Genomic DNA, 24,229 nt, shown 5'->3' on the forward strand with positions numbered 1-24,229 from the left:
AGTCGATATCTTTGTATTACCGATGTCTAAATGAGTGAGGGTGTGGGCGGCAGAAGGAGCTTGGATATGACCTACTCCTGTGTATGGCTGAGACAATGGTCTGGTAATACACGATGAGAAGGGGGGAGCCATGTCGGAACAAGGCATTGAGGAATTGAGGATCCGTAATCGAGCAGGGCAGCGAGATCCCATTGTGGACGGGAAGGTCTTGGTGGGATATGGCGCATGTTTGCAGGACCCTCAGCGAAGAGAAGGATACCTTGTGATCCGAGATGAGGATCGTTCTGGGCATGTGGGGATTTTTGGGACGACCCGTATCGGGAAAACGCGATTGATGGAGTCCATCCTCGAGCAGGACATCCGGAGTCACAAATCGGTGGTTGCAATCGATCCCAAAGGGGACATCGACCTCTTTTCAAAGGTCGTGCAGGTCGCTGCAGAGGCCGGGAGGCTGGATGAAGTGATGCTGGTGACGCCGATCTTTCCAGACTACTCCAACTATCTCGATCCGTTGGCGAATTACTATATGGAAGATGAGTTGGTCAGCCATATCGTCTCAGGGATCAAGGTGAAGGATGACTACTACCTCTCCATTGCGTCTGAGGTTTCCCAGGTGATCGTCTCGGGACTAATCAAACTCGCGACAAGTCGAGGGCAAGTCCCGACCATCTCCTTCAACGATGTCAATCAACGGGTGGGCTACACTGAATTGATCAATTTCCGAGATGTCTTAAAGGTTCTGAATGATACGGAGGAGCTGTGTGGCTTGATTGATAGAGTGTGCCATGGTCCCGGCATCGCGGAGCATTTCGCCAAGGTGTCGTCGTCCCTTCGCACGATGCTGAGCGCGCTGACTTTTGGGAATATTGGTCGGATTATTGGGAAGGCGCGAACCAATGAATTCATCACTCGTCTGGAGCAGGGCAAGCGGGTCATCTTGGTATGTCATACTGGGTCATTGTTGAGTCCTCGCGCGTCCCTCATCTTCGGACGGGTGTTTGTGTCTATGATTCAAAGTCTCGTTGGACGTCTTTTCGCGTCCGGCCGTCAGTTGGATCCTCCGTTGTGCGTGCATATCGACGAAGGACATAACGTGCTGTATCCGGGGATTCAAGAAATTTTCAATAAGGCCGGCGGGGCAAACGTTTGGCTGCACTTCTATGAGCAATCAGGTGCGCAAATGTCGGCTGAGATTGGGGCGGATCTGGCCCGAAGTATCAGCGACAATATCAACAGCTGGATTTATTTTCGAGTCAATCATGCTGAGACGGCGCAAAGTGTTGAGGATGCTTCTCCGCTGGTGCAACGGCCACGGTCAGTCGTGTCTGTGCAAGGCAACGTCACGTTGCATTTGAATGAAGAACGCTTGGTGTTGCGGGACCGCGTGTTGCATTTGCCAAAGCGGTGTTTTTACATGCGTACTCATGGCCAGTGGTACAAAGGGAAGACGCTGGATAGCAGTGCGTCCTACGTCCAGGTGAAGTTTCCTACACCTGCGGTCAATAGCCCTAAATCGGAAACCCCTCCCTCTGCCGCGTAAGCGTAGGGCCCGAGTCCGGATCGCCGATTGCGTCTTGGACTCGGGCGATCATTGAGCGTGTCACCATTCCGACACACGTCCCACCCGCAAACACCAACAGCTGATCCGAACCGCTGAGGAGCATCGCATCGAGCGCCCGTTGTAAAGTGTGAACCGGGTGCACGATTAGATCTGAGGACAAGTTGCGAATGAACGGGGTGATGGTCGTTCCGTTCGGAGCGAGCCACTTGGGGTCGGTGCGCACGTCTTTGTAATACACCAAGCCTGTGATCTGCCCGTGTTCGGCGGTGGGGTAAGCTCGGTACCCGTAACGAAGAAACTGGTCTTGCAGCTCTTGTAGGGGCGTATCGTGGGCCAGCGTCACCATGCGATCCCGCGGAATCATCACTTCCTGCAGCGGCCTGGTGAGCTGTTCACTCTGTTGTACGGTGCGATAAGCGGTCTCGGCGATCATGCGGAGAATGCCACCGATAATCGCAAGCCATAGCGTTTGGTACTGAAAGATTATGCCGAGAATGCCGATGGCCATCATGCCGCTGCTGATTTGTTTGCTCATTTGAGCGGTACGTTCAGTGGCGACCGCAAAGGAATGGGTTTGAGTCCACAAAACTGCCCGTAAGATGCGGCCGCCGTCCATTGGCAGGCAGGGAATGAAGAGATTGTAGGCGCCGAGTGTGAGATTAACTTTGTAGAGGGAGTTTGCCAGAGGGTCTGCCTTCAGCGCATAGAGGAGGATGGTAAGGAGAAAGGAGCAAGCTGGACCTGCGAGGGCGACCAGAATTTCCACCCGAGGGCTTGAGAGTTCCCGCTCAAAGATTGTCCAACCTCCGAGAATGTGCAATTCGATGGTCTTGACGGCGTACCCGAGTCGCCGGGCGGTGACGGCATGGGCCAGTTCATGCAAAAAGACTGAGACGAGAATGAGGAGGGTGGCGATTGCTCCAGATGCCCACTGGTAGCTGATGGGGAGGTCAGCCTGCGTGTCGTGAAAGTAATTGGCTGCGAGACTCCAGGTGATGAGGCCAAATCCGATGAGCCATGTGTAGTGGAGCCGTACATGGAAACTGGCGATGTGGAACGTCATTCCTTCTCATCCTTGCTTGGCTGGGGTGTGTGTCTGCGAACCCGTGTGAAGGAACGAGTGGTGCTGCTTCGAGGTGCTGTGGAAGCTGGCTCTCCCGTGACTTTAGTCTGTCGCTTCTCGATCGGTGGCAACTGCGCCACAGGTCGCGGGGGATGTGGTTCCATTCGTGGCTGATCGACGGGCGCCGTTCTGCCCTTCCACGAGCTTGCGGCAGATTCAAAACGCCAATGTCCCTTTGCGAGGTCTTGAGGTGAAGCCTGCCCGGCCACGTATTGGACGACTTTGAGGGCGTCATCGACCTCATCGGCAATCGCGACGAGGATCAAGTATCCCTTGGGGACGACGAGATAGAAGCCGCGATATTCCCGGTCTTTTGTTTCACCGCGTTTCACTTCAACAATGTCCCCGACCGCGGCATCGAAGGTGCATTCACCGACGGCCCCAAAACGGCCTACTGGGGTGATTTGAATGGCATAAAAACCACGTGCCAGAGATTTGGTCTCGGTGTCCCATGTCACGCGTGCCACAAAGGGGCGATCCTTCCGTTCGCATTGGGTGCGGAACTCGAAACGGAATATGCAGGGAGACTTCATCAGACTTGATCCATCGCGAATCCAGGAAGAATGTCGTCTGGGATCGGCGCGAGAAACCGACAGAGCGAGTCAAGGTTCTGCTGAGATGCGTTGTGATAGTGCTCTGACGGATATGTGAGGAAGAGTTGGTTCCGCGGTCGCGTAATAGCTACGTAGAGGAGGCGTCGTTCTTCTTCAAGGGCGTCCTCGTCATGCCAACTTCTGACGGGAGGAAACTGCCCATCGAGGACCCAGATAACAAAGACCACATCCCACTCCAAACCTTTGGCGCTATGGATTGTCGAAAGAACGAGGTGGTGTTCTGGGTGGGCATGCTTTGTACCCGGTGTGGTCGAAGGGTTCAACGTGAGGTCTTCCAAGAATGCCTCTAAGGTGAGTGATTGCCGCGCGAGATAGCAGAGTTGCTTCAGATCTTCGAGCCGGACTTTGGCATCTTCTGGATAATCGCGTTTAAGAATCGGCTCGTAGTGTTTGATTACGAAGGTGAGACGATCGGCTAAAGAAATCGTATCGTCCTGTGTCGTCCGGATAACGTTATTTAAAAGCCGGATAGTTGATTCCGCCTTGCCATGGACATGATCGAGCACGTCCAGAGGGTGGGGGGCCTCCTGCATGGTGGCGATGAGCCGCTCGGCGAGCTTCGGTCCGACGCGATCGAGGAGCAGGAGTAGCCGATGCCAGGCATTGCTGTCGAGAGGATTGTCTGCCGCGCGGAGATACGCGAGTACGTCTTTGAAGTGTGCTGTTTCGGTTAGCTGGAGCCCACCATATTTGACGAAGGCAAGCTTATGCCGTGCTAGCGTCAGTTCAAGGTTGTTCGAGTGGGCAGAGGAGCGAAATAAGACCGCCATGCGGTGGAAGGGAATACCCTCGTCGCGGCATTGCAGGATACGTTCCGTGAGTAAATCGCTTTGCGCCTGTTCTGAATAACAGGCGATTAGTTCCGGTGGCTGGCCGCCGTGTTTCGTGGTGAAGAGTCGTTTCGGATAGAGAGCCTTTGCATCATGGAGGACGGTGTTGGCCAGGGTGAGGATAGGAGCTGTGCTGCGATAGTTGTGTTCGAGTTTGTAGAGCCGCACGTCGGGGAAGGCGTCTTGAAACTCCAACATGTTTTTCGTATGGGCCCCGCGAAAGCCATAGATACTCTGGGCGTCGTCACCGACGACCATCACGTTGTGATGGTGGCTGCCCAGGAGCCTAATAATCTCGGATTGGAGTTTGGTCGTGTCCTGGTACTCGTCGACAAGGATGGCCTGATAGTGTGTCCCGAGTCTGCGACGGGTAGGCTCATGGAGGCAGAGTAACTTGTATACCAGGAAAAGCAAGTCGTCGTAGTCCACGCGATGTTGGCGCCATTTCGTTTCCGTATAGGCACGAAACAGAACGACGAGCTGAGGGGTGTGTGTTTCAAGCCAAGGGAAATCGCTGGAGACGGTATCCGCAATCGAGCGAAGCGTATTCACGGCCCGACTAAAGAGGGCCAGAATGTGTTGTTTCTTGGGAAACCCTTTCCGACGGGAAAAAGACAGTTTGCTCATCAACAAATGCACCAGTCCCTGCGCGTCGTCTTCATCCATGATGCTGAACTTGGGAGGGAGACCCAGTGCGCCTCCATAGTGCTTTAGCCATATCAACCCCATGGCGTGGAAGGTGCCGCCTTGGATCTTCAATGAGTGTTGCTGGAGAAGGAGTTGCGTCCTGTGGATCATTTCTTCTGCGGCTTTGCGCGTAAACGTAATGAGAAGGATTTGATCGGGGGGAAGCCCTTGGGTGACGAGGTGTGCAACGCGATGAATGAGCGTGTGGGTTTTACCGCTGCCAGCGCCAGCCAAAACCAGTGTCGGTTCGGCTGGGGCTGTCACCACGGCGAGTTGCTCTGGATTGAGTTGGGCATTCTGGATAAGGGGCGAGATCGTGGCGAGATCCAGCGAGACAGTTATTTGTCGCTCTTGGGTGATGCTATCTGGGGTCTGAATGCGTGCGTGCAGCCAGTCTGGGAGTGTTTGAGACGGGAGTGTGTGGGAGGATGGTTCAGACGGATCCTCCATCGGCAACGACGGATCGAGAGGGAGCGGGACCACGGATGTCGTGTTGGCGTCATGGATAGACATGAAGTACCTATGTGTTACCGGAATTGGACGGAGTGAGGTTTTCGGGAATTGGTGGGCGAGGGACGTTGGTCGTGTTAGGGGGTACGGGTGTCAGAAGCGGCAGACCTGGTCGTCTGGATTGTGAGTGGCGTGCTCAGGAACCGACAGTATCCGCCTGTTTGGGACTCAGGCGCGAAGAAGTCGCAAGCAATGCATGCCCGAGTTGTTAAGATTGTGTTGGTCGCAATAAGGCTATAGATGGCCCGTTGGAGTTGGTGGAGCAGATCTCGTACCCCGGCATCTGATCCACATTCCGCATACTGGTAGAAGCTGGTGGTCCACGATTCCAGTGAGATAGCTACAGTGTGTCCGGACGCCGTGAGTTCGTAGCTGGTCTGTTCAGGGGCGTGCTGCGGTAGCGTATGTACTTCATTGCGTTGCTCAAGGTTGAGGAGAGCGCTATCGATCGTGGATGGGTTGATCTTGGTAATCTGGTGTAGCTCGGTGCGCGAGAGGTGTCCGTCTTCATTGGTCAATAAGATGCACAATAGGAGTCGTTCGGTCAGTTCGATTGGTGTATCCAAACTGTGTGCGGCGGCAAAATTATAGAGAGTGATTTTGGAAAGTGTAGTGCGGAGCACAGACCGATGATCTTCGCCCGGTTGGGCGTGATCGACGGATGCGAACGATTCAGGAGAGGAACACTGCATGTGTAGATTCTCCAGTTTCCACAGTTCAGTAGTACAAGTATTAGATGTCTCGGACAAGTGGCCAAATGCCTGTTGCATCGGGGCGCTGACTTGGGGATTTCCCCATAAGCTTACGTAGCACTAGGTATCAGCAGAGAGCCCCTTGTGTACTGACAGCGTTTGTCGCGGTGTGTGGAGCGGCGAGGCTGTGGGGCTCGGGAGCACTTGTTCGAGCTCTCCTAGGGCCTGGCTAGTGAACTTGATATGTTCGAGAATCGTAGTCTGATCAGGGGCCGTCAAGGTGGCAATGCGCTGGGCAAAGGCCTGAAGCAATTGGATGGTTTTACGTGTGTGCAGCAGCCCAGAAATGAGGGGGCCTGCCTCGTCGATCGTCAAGCTCTGAGAGCGACCTTTGCGCTGTAGTTTGAGAATGCGCTCGGCCTTGTGGTCGAGATCGTCGCTCGTCAGTTGCCGTTGAAGGGACTGGAGCTCCTCGTGTAACTTTTCTTTTTCGTCAGTCTGTGCCCGCAGTTGACGAGAAAGCGAAACGTTGTGTTGTCGTACGTCCTCTAATTCCTTCTTCTGCTGTGCGACCTGTCTTTTAAAATCCTTGGTCAGCTGATTTATCTGGCGGATCAGGTGTTTGTGCCCCTTGGGAGTTGGTGTTTCCGAAGTGTCCGGTTCTTCTGCGGCGAGTTTGTTGTTCTGTGGTTCCGGGAAGCGCTGAATGCTCACCTGTTGTATTTGGGCCATCCACTTTGAGAGGAAATCACGTTGAGTATCGTGATTGGATTGTGTGAGTTGGAGTTGCACTTCAGGAGGCAGCATGGGAAGCACATTCAAGAGCTCTGGAATCAGCCGTTGCCTTAGCTTGGTGCGGTAGCGCTTTTCCTCATCCTGCATTTGTTGGCGGAGAGTGTCCGACAATTGGCGTCGATGGATGTTATCGAACAGCGCGGCGACCTTCAGTTCCAAGGTTGTCACAACGATGCAGGGCACTTCGGGGATGTTGAGTTCCTGCGCGATGCTCAGGCGGTGGTGTCCTGCGAGTACTACATAGGGTTCCGCGGAGGCTATGTCAGTGGGTTGTCGTTCGACTCGCAGCGGATCGTGAATTCCGGCCTCTTGGATGCTAACTTTCAGGTTCTCTCGCTCGGTTGGGGTGAGCGGGGGAAAGAGGGTGGCGTATTCTTCATGGACTCGGATTTGCGAGATGGGAATCATGATGATTTGCATGCCGGACTCCTTGTTGCTGACTGTGACGAGCGATGATTCTGTAAATGTGACGTCGGGACAGCTCATGCCCGCGACGATGAAGTTCCCGTTGGAGCTGATGACTGGTGATCGTGGGCTGTCGGCGGAGGATTCCATTGGCAATTTGTTGAGCGCTGGAGTCCGGCTCAGCGAGGTTTTTTGTCAGTCTACATTGGATTGCAAAGTTGCGATGAAGCGCGGACAAATAGTGCAGAGGGACCACATATTGCCGACCTCGATAGCGGCCCTGAGACGGGGTGGTAACGATGTACCACTGGGCCGGTGCATGCTGAAGAATGGTTTGCACGAGCCTTGGCAGACTATCGCGTTCCAAGGTTAACCATCGATAGAGCTTCCAATCACTGCAGGGAATATTGTGGGCACGGCAAATCTCCCTGAACCCGCTCATGGGCAGAACTGGCTCCATGGGCATCGGAGTAGGCCCTGCGTGGAGCCCCACCTCCCGGCAGATGGTTTCCGCGAGGCTTCGTGTCGTATCAGTTGGCATAGTTTCGACGTTTCCGTGCATGACGAACGGAGCTGCTACTGTCAGGAGAGAATCGCGTGATGGTCTGCTCCGACTCGGTCAACAGGTTGTGATCGAGGGCGGTTGGCTGCGGAATCGTCCTGGCGCGTTTGCGAGAGAACTCGATGAACCGATCGATGGCCGTGAACGCAAGCACCTCATCGGTGTTGGGTAGATCGGGCAGTCCCAGGGATTCAGGCGAGGCGTCGGGGGAGACGGGCGGTTCGTGAGTCGCCAGAGGAACAATCCTTCGGAAGATGCGACTTTTAAAGCCCTGGCTGTGTAAGCGCCGCTTTTCTTTGATGAATGTGGAATAGGGCAGCGTCTTGACGTATTGGTCGTCTTTATCTGTGATTTCGACCAATTTGTCCCGGCCATCAAATTCGCTTTGGTATGCTTTCTGGATATAGCGATAGAGGAAGGTTTGGAATTGGGCGTTGCCACGGGAAAAATCCCATTTCTCAGTGGCCTTTCTGACGGCCAGAAATCCTATCTGCTCTAAATCTTCAATTTCATAGGAGCGATCTAAATTGCAGTAGCGCTTCGCGATCGAGTGGATGATGGGTTTGCTCTGCTGAAACAGCTTGAGTAGTGGCGAAGTATCATCTGAGTCGATGGCGAGTTGTTGAGCTTGTGTTCGAAACGACATATGGTTGTCCTTTCCGATGGGGTTAGATGAGTGAGGCCGTGAGTTCCGGAAAATGAAAGAGCGTGTGGCAACGTTGCTGGAGACGATGATGGTTCCGTGCGTAATATGTGCGCGCGCAGGCTTGTGTGAATCTGTGCGCCAGGTCCCGGCGATGGGTCAGTGTGCAGGGATTGGGATGGTTGACATAGAGGGTGAGGATGGCTTTCAGGAGGTGCTGTGAGGGAATGATGTCGTTGTTGAGCAGCCGGCGCATCCAGACGTCGGTAATGCCTAATTGATTGGACATCGCCTTCGTACTGAGGTTGAGTTCGCACTGGATGAGTGCGAGAAGTTTTCCCGCTTCTTCAGGAACAGGATGGGACGTGACATTCATGCGGCTGTCCTTTCTCCTTTGGTGTAAGTGGTGATGATCAACATGAACAAATGTTTGTTTGTTCATCACTGTGTTACTGCCCTCGGGAATGTCAGCAGGACTATACGCAGGTTTCTTGGGGTCTGAAATTGGGAAGGTAGAGTAATCCCCATAGGCGTATGGACAATAGATTGGGGTTTTCCTATAATTTGCGAACAAGCGTTTAATCACTTCGCAAGCGACGGTTGCGCATCTGTCTAAGTCTGATTGGGAGAGTGCAGCGGGTATGGTGCTGGTCAAAGATTTGTTAGTCCGCATGCGGATTGCCCAGAATCTAACTCAAACGGAGTTGGCTGAAAAATTGGGGTGTACTGCCTCGCACATATCGATTATTGAAGGGGGAAAGAGCAGCGGGCGGAAAAAGATTCTCCCGAGTGATGATATGTTGCGGCGGATTGCGCAGTGCCTAGGTGGATCCCCGCTCGATGTGCAACGGCGAACGTACCAACTCCTGCTCGCCCGAGCTCGGGAGGTGTGTTCGCCAGAAGTTGCAGAGCTTTTAGATGATCAGATTCTTTCGGGTATGCCTGCTGCCTTTTTGGAGCGGGTCCGGCAAGACGTGAGTCAATATTCGGACGAGGAGCTTTCTCGGGTTACGGATCAGCTGCAGCTGGGTGGACGATTGAAGCAGGTGCTGTCAGGCATCGGTCGGTTGAGCCAAGCAGAAGTGGCGCGCTTGGCCCAGGTCTTAGGCCAATCGTCGGAGACCTACCTGGTGGATGCCGGGTATCTATCTGAATCCGCGAGATTATTGTTCGGACGCAATCCCAACTGTGTGAATATCCTTCAAATATTTGGGTCTTTACGCCCAGAAACGCAGGAAGAATTGTTGCGTTTTGGCGAGGCGTCCGGAAGTCTTTCAGTGACGGATGGCGCGCGCCTACCAGCTTCCCATGAGTAAGCGTGTCCCGGAAAGCGTTGCGCTCGTGTCATAAGTGCTCAAGGACGGCCTTGAGCCGCCCTTGAGGCACTCTCACATTCCCTTTGCCTGGTTGACAGTGGCCTAGAATTCCGGTTCCTCCTCTCCTGGTACTGTCCCAGAAGTGGTAAGGATTGGCAGTTCCTCCTCCTTCATCTCCTGGAAGGCTGAAAAGTCTCCACTAACAAGTTGGTCGATCAGCGTCGAAGCTTGTCGTTTCGTGTATCCCGCAGTCAGAGTTTTCACGTGCGGTTCTGGGATACCCATCGAGAGGACGTGGTCCATGATTTTCTTAAACTGAGGATCGGTCATGGTATCGGCTGCTGACCCTGTGTTCACAGGCGTGGCCGGAGGAGCGTTCGGGCTCGATGTGAAGAAAGAAAAGTCCTCAGCGAGGAGTTTCTTGATCAGTCCCGACGCTTCGCGCTGTGTGAGTGCGCGGACTTTCATGCGTACATCATCCTCTGTGAGTGCCAGGGATTTGGTCAACCGAAGCAAATAGTTGGTTTGAGCCACCGAGATGAGTGGTGCTGGGTGTGAGGATGCGGCCGGCGGCGCATTCGTAGCGGCTATCGTAGGCGAGGACATCGCTGGAAGCGTGGGATTGTGCGTCTCAGATTCGGGCTCTGCCACGACCTCCGCTGGTGTGTGGCTGGATTCATCTTCTAACTCCTCTTCCATGACGACGTGTGCGCCTGGATCCAGAACCGGGTTGATTTCAATCGGCTCCTGAATTTCCAACATCTTAATCTTTCTCAGGACCGTCTCCGTTTCCTGTTGGTGCCTGGTCGTCTCGTCCGCTGAGCCTTCATAGCGCAATTCGAGCGGATAATGAGTGGTCGGGCGTCCTTCGCGGCGTCTTGTGACGGGCACGCGACGGAGTTTCAGCGGGATCATGGCAATACGTCCGAGGGTGAGCGCGAGGAAATCGAAATAGGAGTTAATCTTCTCCATCGAGTTGATACTGCTGGAATCGATCTGAAACAGGCCGCCGCTGCTGACCTTCGGGATCATGAAGATGAGATTTGCGCGTGGTCCGCATTCTCCGGACTCGAGTTTCTCGCATGGACAAGATCGTGATTCAGTTTTCCAGGTGTCTTGATTCAGGCGACGAGCCACCTGATTGTTTCCAATGCATTGTAGTCCGGCGGATTCTCCATACCATCGGAGAGCTTGCGGGCAGTTGACCGTGGGATCGTTGGAGACGAACATCACCTCCAACTCCCTGGGTTGCGCCCCAAAGACCTTGGCTACTTCTTCTGGGACCACGAAATGAGGCGTTTCCTTGGGGTAGAACCCGTTGGGGCCGCTCACTTTTACGCCGAGACGGATCTTGCCGATGATGGGCATGCGGCGTCGGTTAGAAATGCCGTTAATGCGGTTCATAGGAATGAACGTGGGTTTGTCTGCGTCGGACATGATGCCTCCTAGTCATGATAATCAGCTGATGAATACAGTTACACGATTTGAGTCGTCGGTTTAGGCTTTTTAAGAGGGGACCGGCGTTTCGGTTTGGTTGCGTCGACGGCTTTGGACAGTCGGCCTGCTGAGAAACGGCTGTAAGTTTCCTTCACGGTTGCGCGCTCAATGATGGCTTTAGAGAGTTTGGTTTGATCCAATTTGCTCTGTTCATACGGTGATGACGCGATATAGTAGCCATACCCCTCCGCGCGCGTGATTCCCTCGGTTCGCAATTCCAACTTAAATTGCTGCTTAAGGGCGTCCAGCCGCTTTTGTTTCGGAGTGAGCGCTGCAAGCTCAGTTTGTAGGTCGAGATACTCCTCCACGGCCGGCACCAGCCCAGTACGAAGTTCCGCGATTCCCTCAATGGGGACCTGGTCGACCCCTTCCCAGCAAAACTGATACGGACAGTAGGCGCAATGGAAGTTGTCGGCATTGGGGTACGGGCGTGGGGGCAACGCGTCCTGATCACGGTACTGTTCCACCTCTTCAAAGCGTCGGAGTGCCTCTTGATACAAGCCCACGAAGTCTTGGTGGGGGTATACGCGTGTGCCTGTACTGTAGGTGATTTCCAGGACCGTCAGGCGGTCGTTTTCCCGGTCGTAGCGAACTCGATATTCAAGGAATGCGCTTTGGTTCTTGTTTTTGATGAGAAGGAGAGCTTCGTCGATATGAGGATTCAGTGCGGCCAAACCAACCAGATAGAAGACCACTTGTACGAGATAGTTAGTCGGGTAATTTCCTTCTGCATAGCGAGTGAAGGTGAAGTGTTCGACAGCCTTTAACTCCAGAAGGCGATCAATTCCCAAGAGGTCCGTGATGACGCCGTCAATGTGGCCTTTAATTGGGAAGGGCTGACCCTGGAAGGTCGTGGTCGCGCAGGTCAGTTCAAGCTGCTGACTGTGGAGATGAAACGTGCTCTTAGCAATCCAGTTTAACACCAGTTCTTCGTGCCACGTACTATCGTCGAGGACAACGAGGAATCGACCGCTTGGACTTTTTGCGGGAGCATGCCGGGCATGGTACGTGAGTTTCCGGATGCAGTGGTCTGGACCGGCATTCGAGGGACGAGGCCGGTACTCCCATTCCTGATGTTCCATGAGAGCGAGTGGATGAATGAGTTCAGCGAGCATAGGGCCTCCGGGTGAGTTCGTGCAGCGCGTCGATTGACCGGGAGGTCGTGCGGTTCGCTGAGGTGAACGAGCTGTGACATACCGTTTTGGAACCAAAACGGTATGTCACAGAGTTGCAGAGATGAGTGCGTGATGGCTGAAGCATGGGGAGGGAGAAGAATGGTCTGCTCTGGATCCTTAGAAGTGCGCGTGCAAGGGGAGGTCGTCTCAGCCGAGATGGCGGGCAGTCCTGAGGAAATGCCTAAGGTGGTTGGGGTGATCACGAGTCGGACCCGTGCGCGCCGTGGGTCTGGCGATTGGATCGAAATAGCTCGTAAGCATCGGGCGTTTCTTCCGGACGGACTGTCAGTCCCTTCGGTCGGAGAGGTGGGAGAGTGCTGGGGGCGAGTGATAGCCAATGGGCCCGATCCCTTTCTGATGGTGTCCAGGATACGATCACGACGATTCGAAGCCTGCGCGAGCTCATCGGAGTTGTTGGGGGTGCTCGACTTGCGTCGTTCGCCCCCACGTCAGGTCGTGAAGGTGTTTCAATTGTTGGGCCCGCTGGTGGAATGGCTGTGTTGTGCAGGCTGGAAAGCCGTGGCGCGCAAACTCGTCAAGGGAACGCTACGATCAGTGCAGGCCATCGCTGCAGATCCGTTTCTACTATATCGACGTCGAGGCCTCCCATTTCAGGCTGCGGTGGCGGCCGCACAGGTGTTGGGGCACGACTTGTATAGTGACGAACACTATAAGGCCGCAGTGATGGAGGCCCTTGCACAAGCCGATGAAGAAGGGATCGGAGGGCTTTCTGACGTTCATCTTGTGGCACGGTGCGCAGAGCTGATTGGACTGCCTGCGGATCGGGTAGCGTCGTCAATCACACTGCAGGCAGGACGTGCGGGGAAATGCGAGCAGGGCTTGTGGTTTTCCCCAGGGGTGTATTTTGTGCGGCAGAAAGCCCTGGCCATGATTCGAGCGAATCAGCAGGACTCAGGTAACGCGAGTCCCAGCGTGCAAGCCAGGGCGTTGCGCTATCGGTATACGGTGGTTACCGGTGGGGCTGGAAGTGGAAAGACTGAGCTAGCGAGGTCTCTCAGTGCTCAGGTGCGTGAGCGAGGAGGGACGGTGGCGGCCACGGCGATGACCGGGAAAGCGGCGACCCTCCTCGGGGAAGACGCCACGACGTTGCACAAGTTGCTGGGGTATGGAGGCGGCGGCTATTCGGTGTCGAGTGTGGGTGCCGACTTGGTCTTGGTCGATGAGGCTGGCATGCTGACCTGGCATATCCTGTATCGATTGTTGTTGAGCTGTCGCGGGCAAATCGTGTTGATCGGCGATCCGCAGCAACTAGCCCCGGTGGGAGCGACTCCTGTGATGGCGGAGCTGTTGACCGTCTTGCCTGTGGTGCACTTGGGCGAAGAAGGATCCAAGGGGTCGTTGCTGGTCAAGGTCCAGGTGATTCGCTTCGCATCCGAGGCGCTTTTGCTGCATCAGTTGCGGAAAGTGGTGTGTGGCTATCAAGACACTGGGGTTGAGTGGCAGGCGTTGTCCCCTGTGTACGCAGGAGGCCTTGGTGTGGATCGGTTAAACCGATTGCTGCAGGAGATTGTGAATCCGGACGGACTGCCATGTCACGGTGGGTTTCGAACGGGCGATCGCGTCATTGTCACGAAGACTCGATACGATGGCGGTCAGCGAGCAGTCAATGGTGAGCAAGGGCGGGTGCTTGGGGGAATGGGTGACACGATAGCGTTGCGCCTGGACTCTGGGCGCGAGGTAGCACTCAGGGCGGATGAGTTGCAGTTAAGCTATTGCATTACCGTGCATAAAGCGCAGGGGAGTCGCTACCAGTGCGTGGTGTTTATCATTCCAGAGCGGGAATGTGGGGCCTTTGCAGTCGAGGAGCGCATGCAATATGTTGGCAGAACACGTGGACGTGAGGCGACAGTCTGTATGGTGTATTAGTGTGGGGGCTGGTGCATGAGGCCCGGTCAATGGCGAGGTTTACAGCAACGGAGGCCCATGACCTTGCGTGCTTTTGGAGCCACAGTGGTAAAGCCGATGGCGACACGGAGCCTGGACCGTATTCTGATATTGGAATATCACGATACGAGTCAGTCGGGGAAGAATCAGATGGGTCTGTTGGTTGTCGATGGCCGGATTCGCCGGTATCCAACGAAGCGCTTCATGCGGTGGCTGACGAATGTGGAACGGGAGTTTAGGACTCAGCTAAAGGGGATGCAGCCGTACCTACCGATCCAGGGGGAGTGTTATGCGATTGTGGAGTATGTGCCGGGCGATCTTATCACACGGGATCTCCCGGGGATGCAGGATGCGGTCTGGCATATGTGCGAACGATTTGGGATTTTGACATCCTCCCCGGCCTGAAGACCGGAGATTCTTACGGCGCTCGGGCGAGTGATCGAACGGCGCCAGAGTCGCTTCGGTGGGTTCCTGCTTCGCAGAGGCTGCACGTTTCACCTTTGCAGGTGTGGCGTGACTGATATCCTCTCCACAGGCTAACTGGGCGTGTCCCGCCCTTAATACATTAATCGCCCCGACCACATCGGCGTGGCCCTCGAACCCGCATTCGACGCACCTGAATTCCGTCTGAGTCTGTCGGTTGTGCCTTGAGACGTGGCCGCAGTGTGGGCAGGTTCGGCTGGTGTTCCGTGGTGGCACAGCGAGCAGCCGTCCAGCATTCCATGCCAGCTTATACTGCAACTGGCGGCGGAATTCGAACCAGCCCTGGTCGAGAATGTGTTTGTTCAGGCCTGACTTAGCCCGAACGTGTCTACCCGGTGCTTCGAGGCTCCCTCCCGCTGACGCGGACATGTTTCTTACCTGCAAATCCTCGACGATTACGAGAGCGTGGTTGTGGCTGATCGCGGTCGTGGCTTTGTGCAAGTAGTCACGGCGGACATTGCCGATGCGGGCATGGATACGCTGGATGCGGGCTTTCGCCTTCTTCCAGTTGTTGCTGAATTTGGTTCTACGACTCATCGCCCGCTGCGCTTTGCGCAGGCGAGTTTCGTGCTGTGTGAAGCTGTTCAGTGGGGGCAAATAGCTGCCAGTAGAGAATGTTGCGAACCGTGCAATCCCCATGTCGATACCGACTGCGTCGCCATTGGGGAGGGGCGGCTCAACCTCTCGCTCTGTCTGGATGGAGACAAACCATTTTCCGCACAACTGGCTCACGGTGACGTTCTTGACCGTGCCGAGTACTTCACGGCTGTTGCGATATCGTAGCCAGCCAAGTTTTGGGAGGAATAGGCGGCTATTACCTTGTTCCAGCTTGATCTGTCGAGTATCCGGATAGCGGAACCTCTCACTCTGGCCTTTTTTCTTGAAACGTGGACAGGCTGCACGCTGGGCAAAAAAATTGGCATAGGCTCGCTCCAAATTCTTGAGCGATTGCTGCAAGGGGTGCACCGGTGCATCGGCCAGCCATGCCGTTTCCTGGCTGTTGCGCCATTCGGTGAGTAGCTTGCACAAGCCGGCGTAGCTCAATTTCTTTTCGCGTTGCTCATAGCGCTCCTTCTGCAGCGCCAAAGCCCTATTAAATACGAATCGACACGAACCAGCGAAGCGACGCATGTGGTTCTGCTGCTGGCCATCTGGCATCAATTCAAATTTGTAGGCCTGTATGCGCTTCATGACGAACTGCTAGTGATGCCTCTGAGAAGTGAGCACGATTATGTCCGCACGCTCTGTGAAAAGCTTCATGGGGGTATTGAGCTGCCTGCTGGACTGAGGTGCAGACTCATACAGGAGTTACTGGATCACACGGCCAATGGATCGCGCTGATCCACGGCTCTCCTTGCGAATTGTGCCTGGCTCATGGTCCCTGGAATGGGCCATTAGGGACCTGTCAGGGGGCGTGACACTGACATCTTCTCTCCTCTGCCCCTGACGTCTACTCAATCCAAAATCTCCTGCCTTTCCTGTCCTTGGTCCTTCGGTAATACGAGGGTAACAACCTTCTATGTTGTGCAATTCCTATAAGGAGCTTGGGACTAATGCGTGGAGGCAGGAAGTGGTTACTGGCGGTTGCGGGGGCCCTGGGGCTCGTATGCCTGGGGGGCAACGTGGTGATGGCACTCTCCCCGGCAAATATCAGTCCGGGCTACCCTACGTCTCTCGATGACGCCTACCCGGTGCCCACAGATCAAGTGGTGATCCAGTCGGCGATCCGGCCCGACATCACGCGGAATGATTCGGGCTCTGAGAGTGGGCGCTTCCGGGCAACTCACGATATTCGCTATGGCGCCACAGAAAATATGGAATTGACGGTCAGTGGGACGTCGCTCCGAGGTCCGCTCAATCCTGGGACGATGGACGATCCTCGGTCGATCCAGTTGGGAATTTTAGCGCGGTTCCGGAAACAGGCCGAAGAACGAGAGCTGCTGCCATCGATTAGCGTGCGCGTATTGGGTGAGGTGCCCTATGCGGGAGACCGAACGAATCCTGGCTTGCGCGGGGCGTTGGTCACGTCCTGGAATCTTGGGAATCGGTGGTGGCTCCATGGGAATCTGGGATATGAGGTCGTGCCGTCATTTCAGCCAGGCCATTGGGTCCCGCATCGTTCGAGCATTATTCTTGTGAACTTGGGATTTGTAAAAGCCCTGGATGAATCTTCTGCGATTGTGGGTGGCTTGCGATTCCAAGAAGACCCGCTCAATTCCAAGAAGCAAGTCGCTAGTCCGGAGCTGGGGTATGTCTTGGCGTTGGACAAACACTGGTTGTTCTCGTTGAGTGCCTCCCGTGATTTCCTCGGATCTGTTGGGCAAGCGGCGTTTCGTGGGTCAGTGGGAGTGATCTATGCCTTCTAGCGCAGTAGGAGGGCTGATGCTGGAGTACGCGGCTGATTGGCAGGAATCGTTGGTGCAACGGGCTGAACAGTGTGCGAGGTCCATCACGTATGTGGCGGGAGAGTTGATCCGTGAACGCTTTCGGCTTGGCGGTATAGTGGTTGAAGCCCTGGAACGGAGCCAGCATGGGGATGCTGTCGTCGTGAAGATGGCAGAACGTATGTCCGCAGCGGTCGGGAAGTGTATTCGTCCACACATGCTGTACGAGTCCGCGAGGATCTACAACGCCTTCGGAGGGCAGTGGGAGAGGATTGAAGCCCTGCGCGCCCAATTGAGCTTTCCCCTTTCCTATAGTTATCTCGTCCGATTCTGTCTGCCGGCCTTGACTATGGATAGTGCCTGGAATGCCGAACAGGTGACGTATTCCAACGACTCTGAATTACGGGGCTTCGAGAGTGCGGTCTTGCGTATCGAGGCGCGTGTGCAGGCTCATCGTACGCGGCAGCAGGAAGGTGGCAAGGAAAGATCGACGGATTTCGAAGCCGAAGGGTTCGTGGGGGCCTGTACGCAATCCGCAGAATTTCAAGAGATGGCCGTCAGAACCATTGTGCGGCGGCTTGATGTGTTGTGCGAGGCACTGGAAGGAAAAGCTCAGCAGCGAGGCGTCGAATTGGAGGCGCTGCGTGAGTCGCAGGAGGCAATCGCGAGGATTGCCTCCAGAATGGCGACCCTCGGCACGCTGATCCATGCACCGGTGATGCATGCAGTTATCCCAGATAATAATACGAGTGTCTTGTAGTGAAGCGAGGAGAGCAAACAATGGGACTGTATGCAAATTTGTTGAAACCGTGTCCTCGTTGTAACGGAGAGTTGTTTGGGTATCGTTCACACGATGGTGACGAATTCATGGATAGGTACCTTCATCAGTGTCTTCAGTGCGCGCGTTTATTCCAGCAATGTCCCGACGGGACCTTCCGGGCCTGGGGTGGGTGGGTGGCTACTGTTAATCTGATCGCTTCTTAACCCGCTGGCGTCTTTGCTTGGTTCCGTCGTCGCGTCGACGACGTCCCTTCCGATATCCGGCAACCCCTGTTTCCGTTCGATACACCGTGGCAGTCGGTAATACCAAAGATGAACCTGGCGACTCGGAAGCCGTGGTGAAAGGGGGGAGTATGACAGGGGGACGGACGACTTACATGCCATGGGCCGGTCTCGTTTGTATGGGACTGCTGACCGTCGGGGGCTGTACGACGCGACCTGCTGCGTCGCCAACAATGTCCGAGGCAACGCGACTCTGCGGGCAAGGCTACACCTTCCCGACTACGGTGGTTTCCGTCCAATCTGGTCCGCAATGGCTTCTGTCTCGTCCCGCTGGATGCCCAGAGCCAACACCCCTGACGCAGGTCCCAACCAAACCGTTGGTGGCGGATCTCACACCGAAACCGATTAAGGCGGTGATGCATCGGCTCCAGACATTGCCGACGTTTTCTGCGGGTGCGCTGGCAGGCCGTCAAGGTGACATGTCTCGCGCTGCGGTGAGCAGCGTGGACAAACCAGCACCTCCTGGTTTCACAGGAAGGACGTCCCCGTCCGCCTGTCGTCGCGATCCTGAGGTGCGGCATCGAACCGTTTTGTTTGCCATGGGTTCGGCTGCTGTACCGGAGCGTGCGCAACGAGACTTAACGGAACTGTCCACAGAGGAGGTCTTCTATCTGCGGGTGGAGGGATACACCGATCCGACGGGGTCTCGGGAGACAAACGAAGAACTTGGGACGGCTCGGGCACACGCGGTGGCGAAAGCATTGCAGGCTGGCTTGAAGGTCTCGACTCAGGTGGAAGTGGTCGGCCGCGGAGGCTGCTGCTTTATGCCGAACCATGCGGACAGTCGACGCGTGGAGATCACGATGCTGCTGCGAGGTAGGTGTGGAGATCCCCCATCGGTTGAGGAGCGATCCCAAATACCTCCAGTAACATCTGTTGTGTCCACTGGTGTCACAGGCGACTCAGTAAAACCATAAGGAGAGGCTGAGGAGGAGCATGGCTATGCTGGAATGAACTAAGGGCGCTCATTCGGTTTGGCAACCACACGTCTTGTAAACAGTGAGCGACGAGCCAGAGGAGGGGCTGGAGTATGGGCAACGTCTTGAAGAGAGTGACCGGAGAAATGTGGCGAATGAGTCTCTTGTTGGGGCTCATGGTGCTTGCCTCGTTTGTGGTTCTGGCCGTGCCCGCGTTCGCAGGTGCGGATGCGACGTTTGGTCCGCTGGTCACGTTGTTGACCAACTATATGCAGGGGTCGCTGGGGACGTTGTTAGCCCTGGTGGCGGGGGCGATCGGGTTGGGATCGGCGATGGCGGGCCGGTGGGCCGGCATGTTCACCGGATTCGGTGTGGCGGCAGCAGCCTTCTATATCCCCAACATCATTCCGACCATTACCACGGGACTGATGTAAGTGGGCGGTACAGGCATGGTGTCGTGACGGCGGGACAGATCATGGCCCCGCCGTCACAATGAAGCAGAAGAGGGACGGATGAACGGGACATTTATTCCACGATATCTCGATAGCCTGCCCCAGATCTTTTGGTGGGAGATTGATGAGTTGGCCGTGCTCTTTGTGTGCATCTTTCTCGGCATTGTGACGAAGTTCCTGACCTACCTGATAGTGGTGGGGATCGTGAGCACGTTGATTTTGTCGAAAATGAAGAACGGGAAATCCGAAGGATTCCTCTTCCATTGGGCCTATTGGTCTGGTGTGCCCACGTTTCAGCTGACGGGATCACCTCACGGAACAACCCGAGAGATGATGGAGTAACGACGATGACAATCGAGCTGTGGAAATCAAAATTGCATAACGCCCAGGTCTTGAATCTGGTGTTCGCCGCCCTGGCAACAGTTTTAGCGGTGGCGTTGGTGGCGAACGGATTTTTTCGGCAGAACGTCGCGGTTCATGTGGTGCCGATCAATCCGACGCAGGAATATTGGGCGAACGCAATGGGCGGCGACGAGTATTACAAAAAGTCCATTGCCATGGCCATGTTGCCCTGGATTGCCAATGTCACGCCGGCCTCTGTTGAGTTTCACCATCGGCAGCTTCTGCAGTGGGTACCGTCAAGCCACTATGGGCTTATGTCAGAGTCTCTCGGGGCGGAGGCCGTGTACGTGAAGACCAACAATCTCAGTCGTGTGTTTTTTGTGACGGCTAGTCGTGTGGACGGGGACGTGGCCGTGTTCGAGGGCATTGAGCGCCGATTTGTGGGAAAGAGCGAGATACGGGAAGAAGAGCGGGAGTACCGTATCTCGATGCGGTGGGATCAGGGCAGGCCGTGGGTGGTTGGGCTCTCTGCGGTTCATTTAGATCGTTCACGGCAGGATAGTCAATCAGATCCGGCAAAGGGGTAGGGGGAGACGTATGACATCCAGCGTGTATCGAGACTCGAAGCACCGGGCGATGGCGATGTGCGTCCTTGGCCTGCTGTTGTTTCTGTCTTGGGCCAAGTCGGTAGGAGCTGCGGTGGTGGTTGGTGATGAGGGTGCGACGTCCCTCACATTGTCTGGAAGAGATTTGAACGTCCTGACCTTTCCTGCCCCGATTACCATGGCGACGAGCTCTAGGGCGGATCTCAAAGCGAAGCCGGAAGGGCGTAACTTGATTGTCCAGGTGAAGACTGGCCCCGCTGATCTGGTCGTGATGGCCGGCGAGCAAACCTACGTCTTTGAGGTCGGGGTGAGCGTGTCGTTAGGCGCGCAGACCATTAGTATTGAAGATAGGCGCGTGGGGACTGTGGTCTATGACGCGGATCCTGCTCGCCAAGCCGCTGACTATGTGGATGGGCTACTCGAGACTTTGCAGATGGCTGCGCGGGGAGCGTTACCGAAAGGGTATCGGCAGTCGTCGATTGCCGAAGAACGGTATCCGAAGTGGCTTGAGCTGAAGGTGGTGCAGGGAATCGAGTATCGAGGGCCGAAGTACCGGGTGATTGTGTATCGATTGGTGAATACCGCGGGACACAAATACACACTGCGGGAACAAGAATTCCTGACCGGGGTTCAAAAAGCAATCGCCTTAAATCGCGAGGTGGTCGAGTCAGGGGAAGAAGTGGTGGTGTACCTGCTGGATGACGCACCGCCTGAACCGCCCAAACCCAAGCCCGAGCCGAAAGTGGATCCAGACGCAAAAAGCTAACCTCAGACCGGAGACCTAGGATGGCATCGATTAAACCGACGGAGAGCGCGATTCTCAACCCTGGCGACCCGATTCGTCCAGAGAAACCCGCTCCATCCAAACTGCTCGCGGGAGTGGTTCTGGTGGGTGGGTTCATCGTGCTGAGCATGGTGCTTCAGCAATTCCGAGGGAATCAACCGGGGATTGTCCGTGGGAAGTCTCCAGCCAAGACCGTGTCGATCAATCGCGAGGAAACCGACAAAGAAATTTATATGAAAGATGCCGGGGCCAGGATCGAAGCGTTGGAGCAGCAGCGGGATCAAATGCGGAGATTGTTGGAGCAGGACGGACGAGACAAGACCGACATTAAGACTCAGTTGAGTGACCTGCAGAAGCGGATTGAGTCAGTGGCGCGGTCTGGTGGCGTGGTCTCAGCCGGGACGAAGAGTGGCGCGTTGCCGCCGCTGCCGCCTCCGCTCAGTGCCACTCCCGTGGGTGGAGGAAGTGCGACGCCTGTCTCGGCCATGCCGGTTCCGAAAGGCCCCATTCCGGTGCAAAGCACCCCGAAACCGGCAGGCGGGACGCTACCGGCCCCTGGGGCCGGGGGCGGGGTGAACGAGGGGTTTCAGGTATTTCGGCCAGAGATAGTGCCTGGCGCCAAAAAGAACGAGAAGAAATTGTGGCTGAATACGGGGACGATTATTCCCGTCAAATTGCTTTCTGGCATGGATGCACCGGCCCGTTCGACGGGGGCGCAGGGTGGGGGCGCCTCCGCAAACAGTCCCTACCCGGTGCTGATGATGGTGCGTGACATCATGAAGCTCCCGAATGAGGCGAGGATTGATGCGAAGGACTGTTTCCTAGTGGGAGAAGGCTTGGGAGATTTGTCCTCGGAACGCGTGATGATTCGTGGCAATGCCTTGTCGTGCGTGAAGAAGAATGGGGAAGCGGTAGATATCGAATTGAAAGGGTTTGTGAGTGGGGAAGATGGCAAACAGGGAATGCGTGGGCGGGTTGTCTTGAAAGAGGGGGCATTGTTGGGTCGCACGCTGCTCGCTGGTTTTGTGTCAGGCATCTCCCGAGCCTTTATGCCCTACCAGTCCGGATTTTTCGTCGCACAAAGCCCGAGCCAAGCCTTCAACTTACCGCCGGCCGGGCCTGTGGCGATGTCGGGAATGGCCGGTGGTGCCGGTCGGGCGGCTGAATTGTTGGCTCGCCACTACAGCATGATGGCTGCCTCCATTTTCCCGGTGATTGAAATCGACGCGCAACGGGAAGTGGATTTCATCGTTGGGACAGGACGTGAGTTAGAGGGGTTCTTCCAGTAATTCGTAGTGTGAAAGGGGGCATGATGGCGATGAGACGATCCTATCAGCAGATAATCGCGGGGTTGGTGTGTGCCGTGTGCGTGTCGGTTGCGGGAGAGTCGATCCTGAGAGCCGAAACGGATGATGCCGTGAGGCCTATCAAAACGGTGATCGAGCAAAAGTTTCCTGGCATGAAAGTGTTGCGAGTGTCCAAGACGGAAATTCCTGGATGGCTCTTGGTGGAGAGCGACAGTGACCGGGTGGAAAACTATATGTACGTGCATGAGTCTGGGCGGTACGTGCTCTCCGGGGCACTCTTCGATATTCAAATGGGCCGAAATGTTACGCAAGAGTATGTGAGAGACCGTCAGCAGGCGCTCTTGGCCGGAATGGATACCTCGAAAACCATTCTGTTGTCTCCCATGCAATCGAAGTTGGAGCGTCCGGTGCTGGTCTTTGACGATCCAGACTGTCGGTTCTGTCAGCAGTTTCATCCGGAGGTGCAGAAGCTTGTTGAGGCAGGTGTTCCGGTGGCCGTGGTTCTGTATCCACTGGTACGGACGCATCCGGATGCCTATCGCAAGTCTGTCGCCATTTGGTGTGCTCCCGATCAAGCCGAGGCGCTGGGGCGCGCGCTGATGTCAAAACCGGTAATGGGTGAGGTAGGGGCTTGCAGTCATCCGATCGACGAAAACATCAAATTGGGGAAGCGTTTGGGAGTGAACTCCACCCCAATGGTATTTTTGCCAAATGGGCAATCGTTTGCCGGCTATCGTCCTGCCAGTGAAGTATTGGCTTTACTGCAGATAGAGGCCCAGCAGAAGTAGAGAAGTCGAGTGGGCGGATTCTGGAGGAGGCATGCGACATGATGTCTGGGTATATCAGGCGCTACATCACACGAGGCGGATCATGGTACGGCTTGGGATCTGGGGTAGCTATGGGCCTGTCTGTCCTTCTGGCGGGCTGTGGGGGCTATGAGTCTAATTTCAGTTGTAAGGGGTATCCGGATCAAGCGACGTGTGAGTCCGTCTCGGAAGCCTACGAGAAGCGGTTCTCTGCTGGGCAGAAGGTGACGCAGTACACGAAAGACCAAAAGGGCGTTGGACAAGACACCAGCTCAAGCTCTGGCCCTGGTCAGGTCACTCCTCCGATGATCTTCAGCGGCAAGACGGACAGCGCCATAGGCAAGCCGGTGATTACGCCGGTGTCGGCTCTTCGTGTGACGGTATTTCCATGGAAGGATACGAAAAAGCGCCTCCATGATCAGTCGCGGCACTATCTCATTGTCGACGAACCAGATTTTATTTTCGGACACATGGCGCAGGGGGTGAGTGCTGGGTCGAGTTCGGGGCATGGAAAGGATCTGTATCCGAGAATGGGGCGGATGGTCGAGAAACGAGACGGAAAGAGAACACCCAGTGGGAATGCGGCGGCGAACGCCATGACGGAGAATGTTCCTGAAGTTGGCCAACGTTCGGCGCCGATGTCCGTGAACCCTCTTGGCTCGGGTGGCATCATGCCGCAGGGATTTCCTCAGCTCCCTCAGACCGGGGCGTCCAATTATCTGACCGATGATGGGCCGCTGCCACCCCAGTAGTGGAATGAACCCAGAGGAGC

The 24,229-nt window shown here is 55.5% G+C and carries 21 protein-coding genes and 1 pseudogene; 13 read left to right on the forward strand and 9 right to left on the reverse strand.

Annotated elements, in window-relative coordinates; genetic code table 11:
* Positions 1-130: 130 nt before the first annotated feature.
* Entirely contained in the window at positions 131-1,540 is a 1,410-nt protein-coding gene (locus tag GDA65_18765; protein ID MBA5864728.1) for a TraM recognition domain-containing protein, read from the forward strand.
* On the opposite strand, the gene GDA65_18770 is transcribed toward GDA65_18765, so the two are convergent.
* The 6 genes from GDA65_18770 to GDA65_18795 form a co-directional block, all read right to left on the reverse strand.
* Positions 1,509-2,624, reverse strand: coding sequence for a hypothetical protein (locus GDA65_18770; protein ID MBA5864729.1), 1,116 nt, complete (start codon positions 2,622-2,624; stop codon positions 1,509-1,511). The two genes, GDA65_18765 and GDA65_18770, sit on opposite strands and share 32 nt — an antisense overlap.
* On the reverse strand, positions 2,621-3,151 hold the full coding sequence (locus GDA65_18775; GenBank protein MBA5864730.1) for a hypothetical protein: 531 nt from the start codon (positions 3,149-3,151) through the stop codon (positions 2,621-2,623). Before GDA65_18775 ends, GDA65_18770 begins: the two co-directional genes overlap by 4 nt.
* Positions 3,152-3,216: 65 nt before the next feature.
* Positions 3,217-5,328 (reverse strand): AAA family ATPase, encoded by a 2,112-nt coding sequence (locus tag GDA65_18780; protein MBA5864731.1) that lies wholly within the window; start codon positions 5,326-5,328, stop codon positions 3,217-3,219.
* Positions 5,329-6,137: 809 nt separating this feature from the next.
* Positions 6,138-7,367: a hypothetical protein gene (locus tag GDA65_18785; protein MBA5864732.1), complete on the reverse strand. Its 1,230-nt coding sequence runs from the start codon at positions 7,365-7,367 to the stop codon at positions 6,138-6,140.
* A gap of 380 nt (positions 7,368-7,747) precedes the next feature.
* Positions 7,748-8,425, reverse strand: coding sequence for a hypothetical protein (locus tag GDA65_18790; GenBank protein MBA5864733.1), 678 nt, complete (start codon positions 8,423-8,425; stop codon positions 7,748-7,750).
* A gap of 22 nt (positions 8,426-8,447) precedes the next feature.
* The gene (locus GDA65_18795; protein ID MBA5864734.1) at positions 8,448-8,798 is read right to left on the reverse strand and encodes a hypothetical protein; all 351 of its coding nucleotides are present in this window, start codon (positions 8,796-8,798) and stop codon (positions 8,448-8,450) included.
* Positions 8,799-9,063: 265 nt separating this feature from the next.
* On the opposite strand from GDA65_18795, the gene GDA65_18800 reads away from it, so the two are divergent.
* Positions 9,064-9,738 (forward strand): helix-turn-helix domain-containing protein, encoded by a 675-nt coding sequence (locus GDA65_18800; protein MBA5864735.1) that lies wholly within the window; start codon positions 9,064-9,066, stop codon positions 9,736-9,738.
* Between the two features lie 102 nt (positions 9,739-9,840).
* Here the strand turns inward: GDA65_18800 and GDA65_18805 are convergent, their stop codons facing one another.
* Both GDA65_18805 and GDA65_18810 read right to left on the reverse strand, forming a co-directional pair.
* Positions 9,841-11,175: a hypothetical protein gene (locus GDA65_18805; protein ID MBA5864736.1), complete on the reverse strand. Its 1,335-nt coding sequence runs from the start codon at positions 11,173-11,175 to the stop codon at positions 9,841-9,843.
* 38 nt (positions 11,176-11,213) lie between these two features.
* Positions 11,214-12,350 carry a hypothetical protein gene (locus tag GDA65_18810; GenBank protein ID MBA5864737.1) on the reverse strand — a complete coding sequence of 379 codons (1,137 nt, stop codon included), beginning with the start codon at positions 12,348-12,350 and terminating at the stop codon, positions 11,214-11,216.
* Between the two features lie 102 nt (positions 12,351-12,452).
* On the opposite strand from GDA65_18810, the gene GDA65_18815 reads away from it, so the two are divergent.
* A complete protein-coding gene (locus GDA65_18815) occupies positions 12,453-14,297 on the forward strand; it encodes an AAA family ATPase (GenBank protein ID MBA5864738.1) in 1,845 nt (614 codons plus the stop codon).
* Between the two features lie 549 nt (positions 14,298-14,846).
* On the opposite strand, the pseudogene GDA65_18820 reads toward GDA65_18815, so the two are convergent.
* Positions 14,847-15,989 (reverse strand): annotated as a pseudogene (locus GDA65_18820) (transposase).
* Positions 15,990-16,351: 362 nt separating this feature from the next.
* On the opposite strand from GDA65_18820, the gene GDA65_18825 reads away from it, so the two are divergent.
* From GDA65_18825 to GDA65_18870, 10 genes are all read left to right on the forward strand, one after another.
* Positions 16,352-17,164 (forward strand): hypothetical protein, encoded by an 813-nt coding sequence (locus tag GDA65_18825; protein ID MBA5864739.1) that lies wholly within the window; start codon positions 16,352-16,354, stop codon positions 17,162-17,164.
* The gene (locus GDA65_18830; GenBank protein MBA5864740.1) at positions 17,154-17,942 is read left to right on the forward strand and encodes a hypothetical protein; all 789 of its coding nucleotides are present in this window, start codon (positions 17,154-17,156) and stop codon (positions 17,940-17,942) included. The genes GDA65_18825 and GDA65_18830 overlap by 11 nt, the downstream gene beginning before the upstream one ends.
* 373 nt (positions 17,943-18,315) lie before the next feature.
* Positions 18,316-19,161: an OmpA family protein gene (locus GDA65_18835; GenBank protein ID MBA5864741.1), complete on the forward strand. Its 846-nt coding sequence runs from the start codon at positions 18,316-18,318 to the stop codon at positions 19,159-19,161.
* Between the two features lie 113 nt (positions 19,162-19,274).
* Complete coding sequence (locus tag GDA65_18840) at positions 19,275-19,595, forward strand: hypothetical protein (GenBank protein ID MBA5864742.1); 321 nt, start codon at positions 19,275-19,277, stop codon at positions 19,593-19,595.
* Positions 19,596-19,673: 78 nt separating this feature from the next.
* Positions 19,674-19,955, forward strand: a complete 282-nt coding sequence (traL, locus tag GDA65_18845) for a type IV conjugative transfer system protein TraL (protein ID MBA5864743.1) — start codon at positions 19,674-19,676, stop codon at positions 19,953-19,955.
* Positions 19,956-19,960: 5 nt separating this feature from the next.
* A complete protein-coding gene (locus tag GDA65_18850) occupies positions 19,961-20,542 on the forward strand; it encodes a hypothetical protein (protein MBA5864744.1) in 582 nt (193 codons plus the stop codon).
* A 10-nt stretch (positions 20,543-20,552) separates the two neighbouring features.
* Complete coding sequence (locus tag GDA65_18855; protein ID MBA5864745.1) at positions 20,553-21,326, forward strand: hypothetical protein; 774 nt, start codon at positions 20,553-20,555, stop codon at positions 21,324-21,326.
* 20 nt (positions 21,327-21,346) lie between these two features.
* Positions 21,347-22,633 (forward strand): hypothetical protein, encoded by a 1,287-nt coding sequence (locus tag GDA65_18860; protein MBA5864746.1) that lies wholly within the window; start codon positions 21,347-21,349, stop codon positions 22,631-22,633.
* A 20-nt stretch (positions 22,634-22,653) separates the two neighbouring features.
* Entirely contained in the window at positions 22,654-23,439 is a 786-nt protein-coding gene (locus GDA65_18865) for a thioredoxin fold domain-containing protein (GenBank protein MBA5864747.1), read from the forward strand.
* A 38-nt stretch (positions 23,440-23,477) separates the two neighbouring features.
* Complete coding sequence (locus GDA65_18870; GenBank protein ID MBA5864748.1) at positions 23,478-24,209, forward strand: TraV family lipoprotein; 732 nt, start codon at positions 23,478-23,480, stop codon at positions 24,207-24,209.
* Positions 24,210-24,229 lie beyond the last annotated feature (20 nt).

This window comes from Nitrospira sp. CR1.1 (assembly GCA_014055465.1).
GTDB lineage: Bacteria > Nitrospirota > Nitrospiria > Nitrospirales > Nitrospiraceae > Nitrospira_A.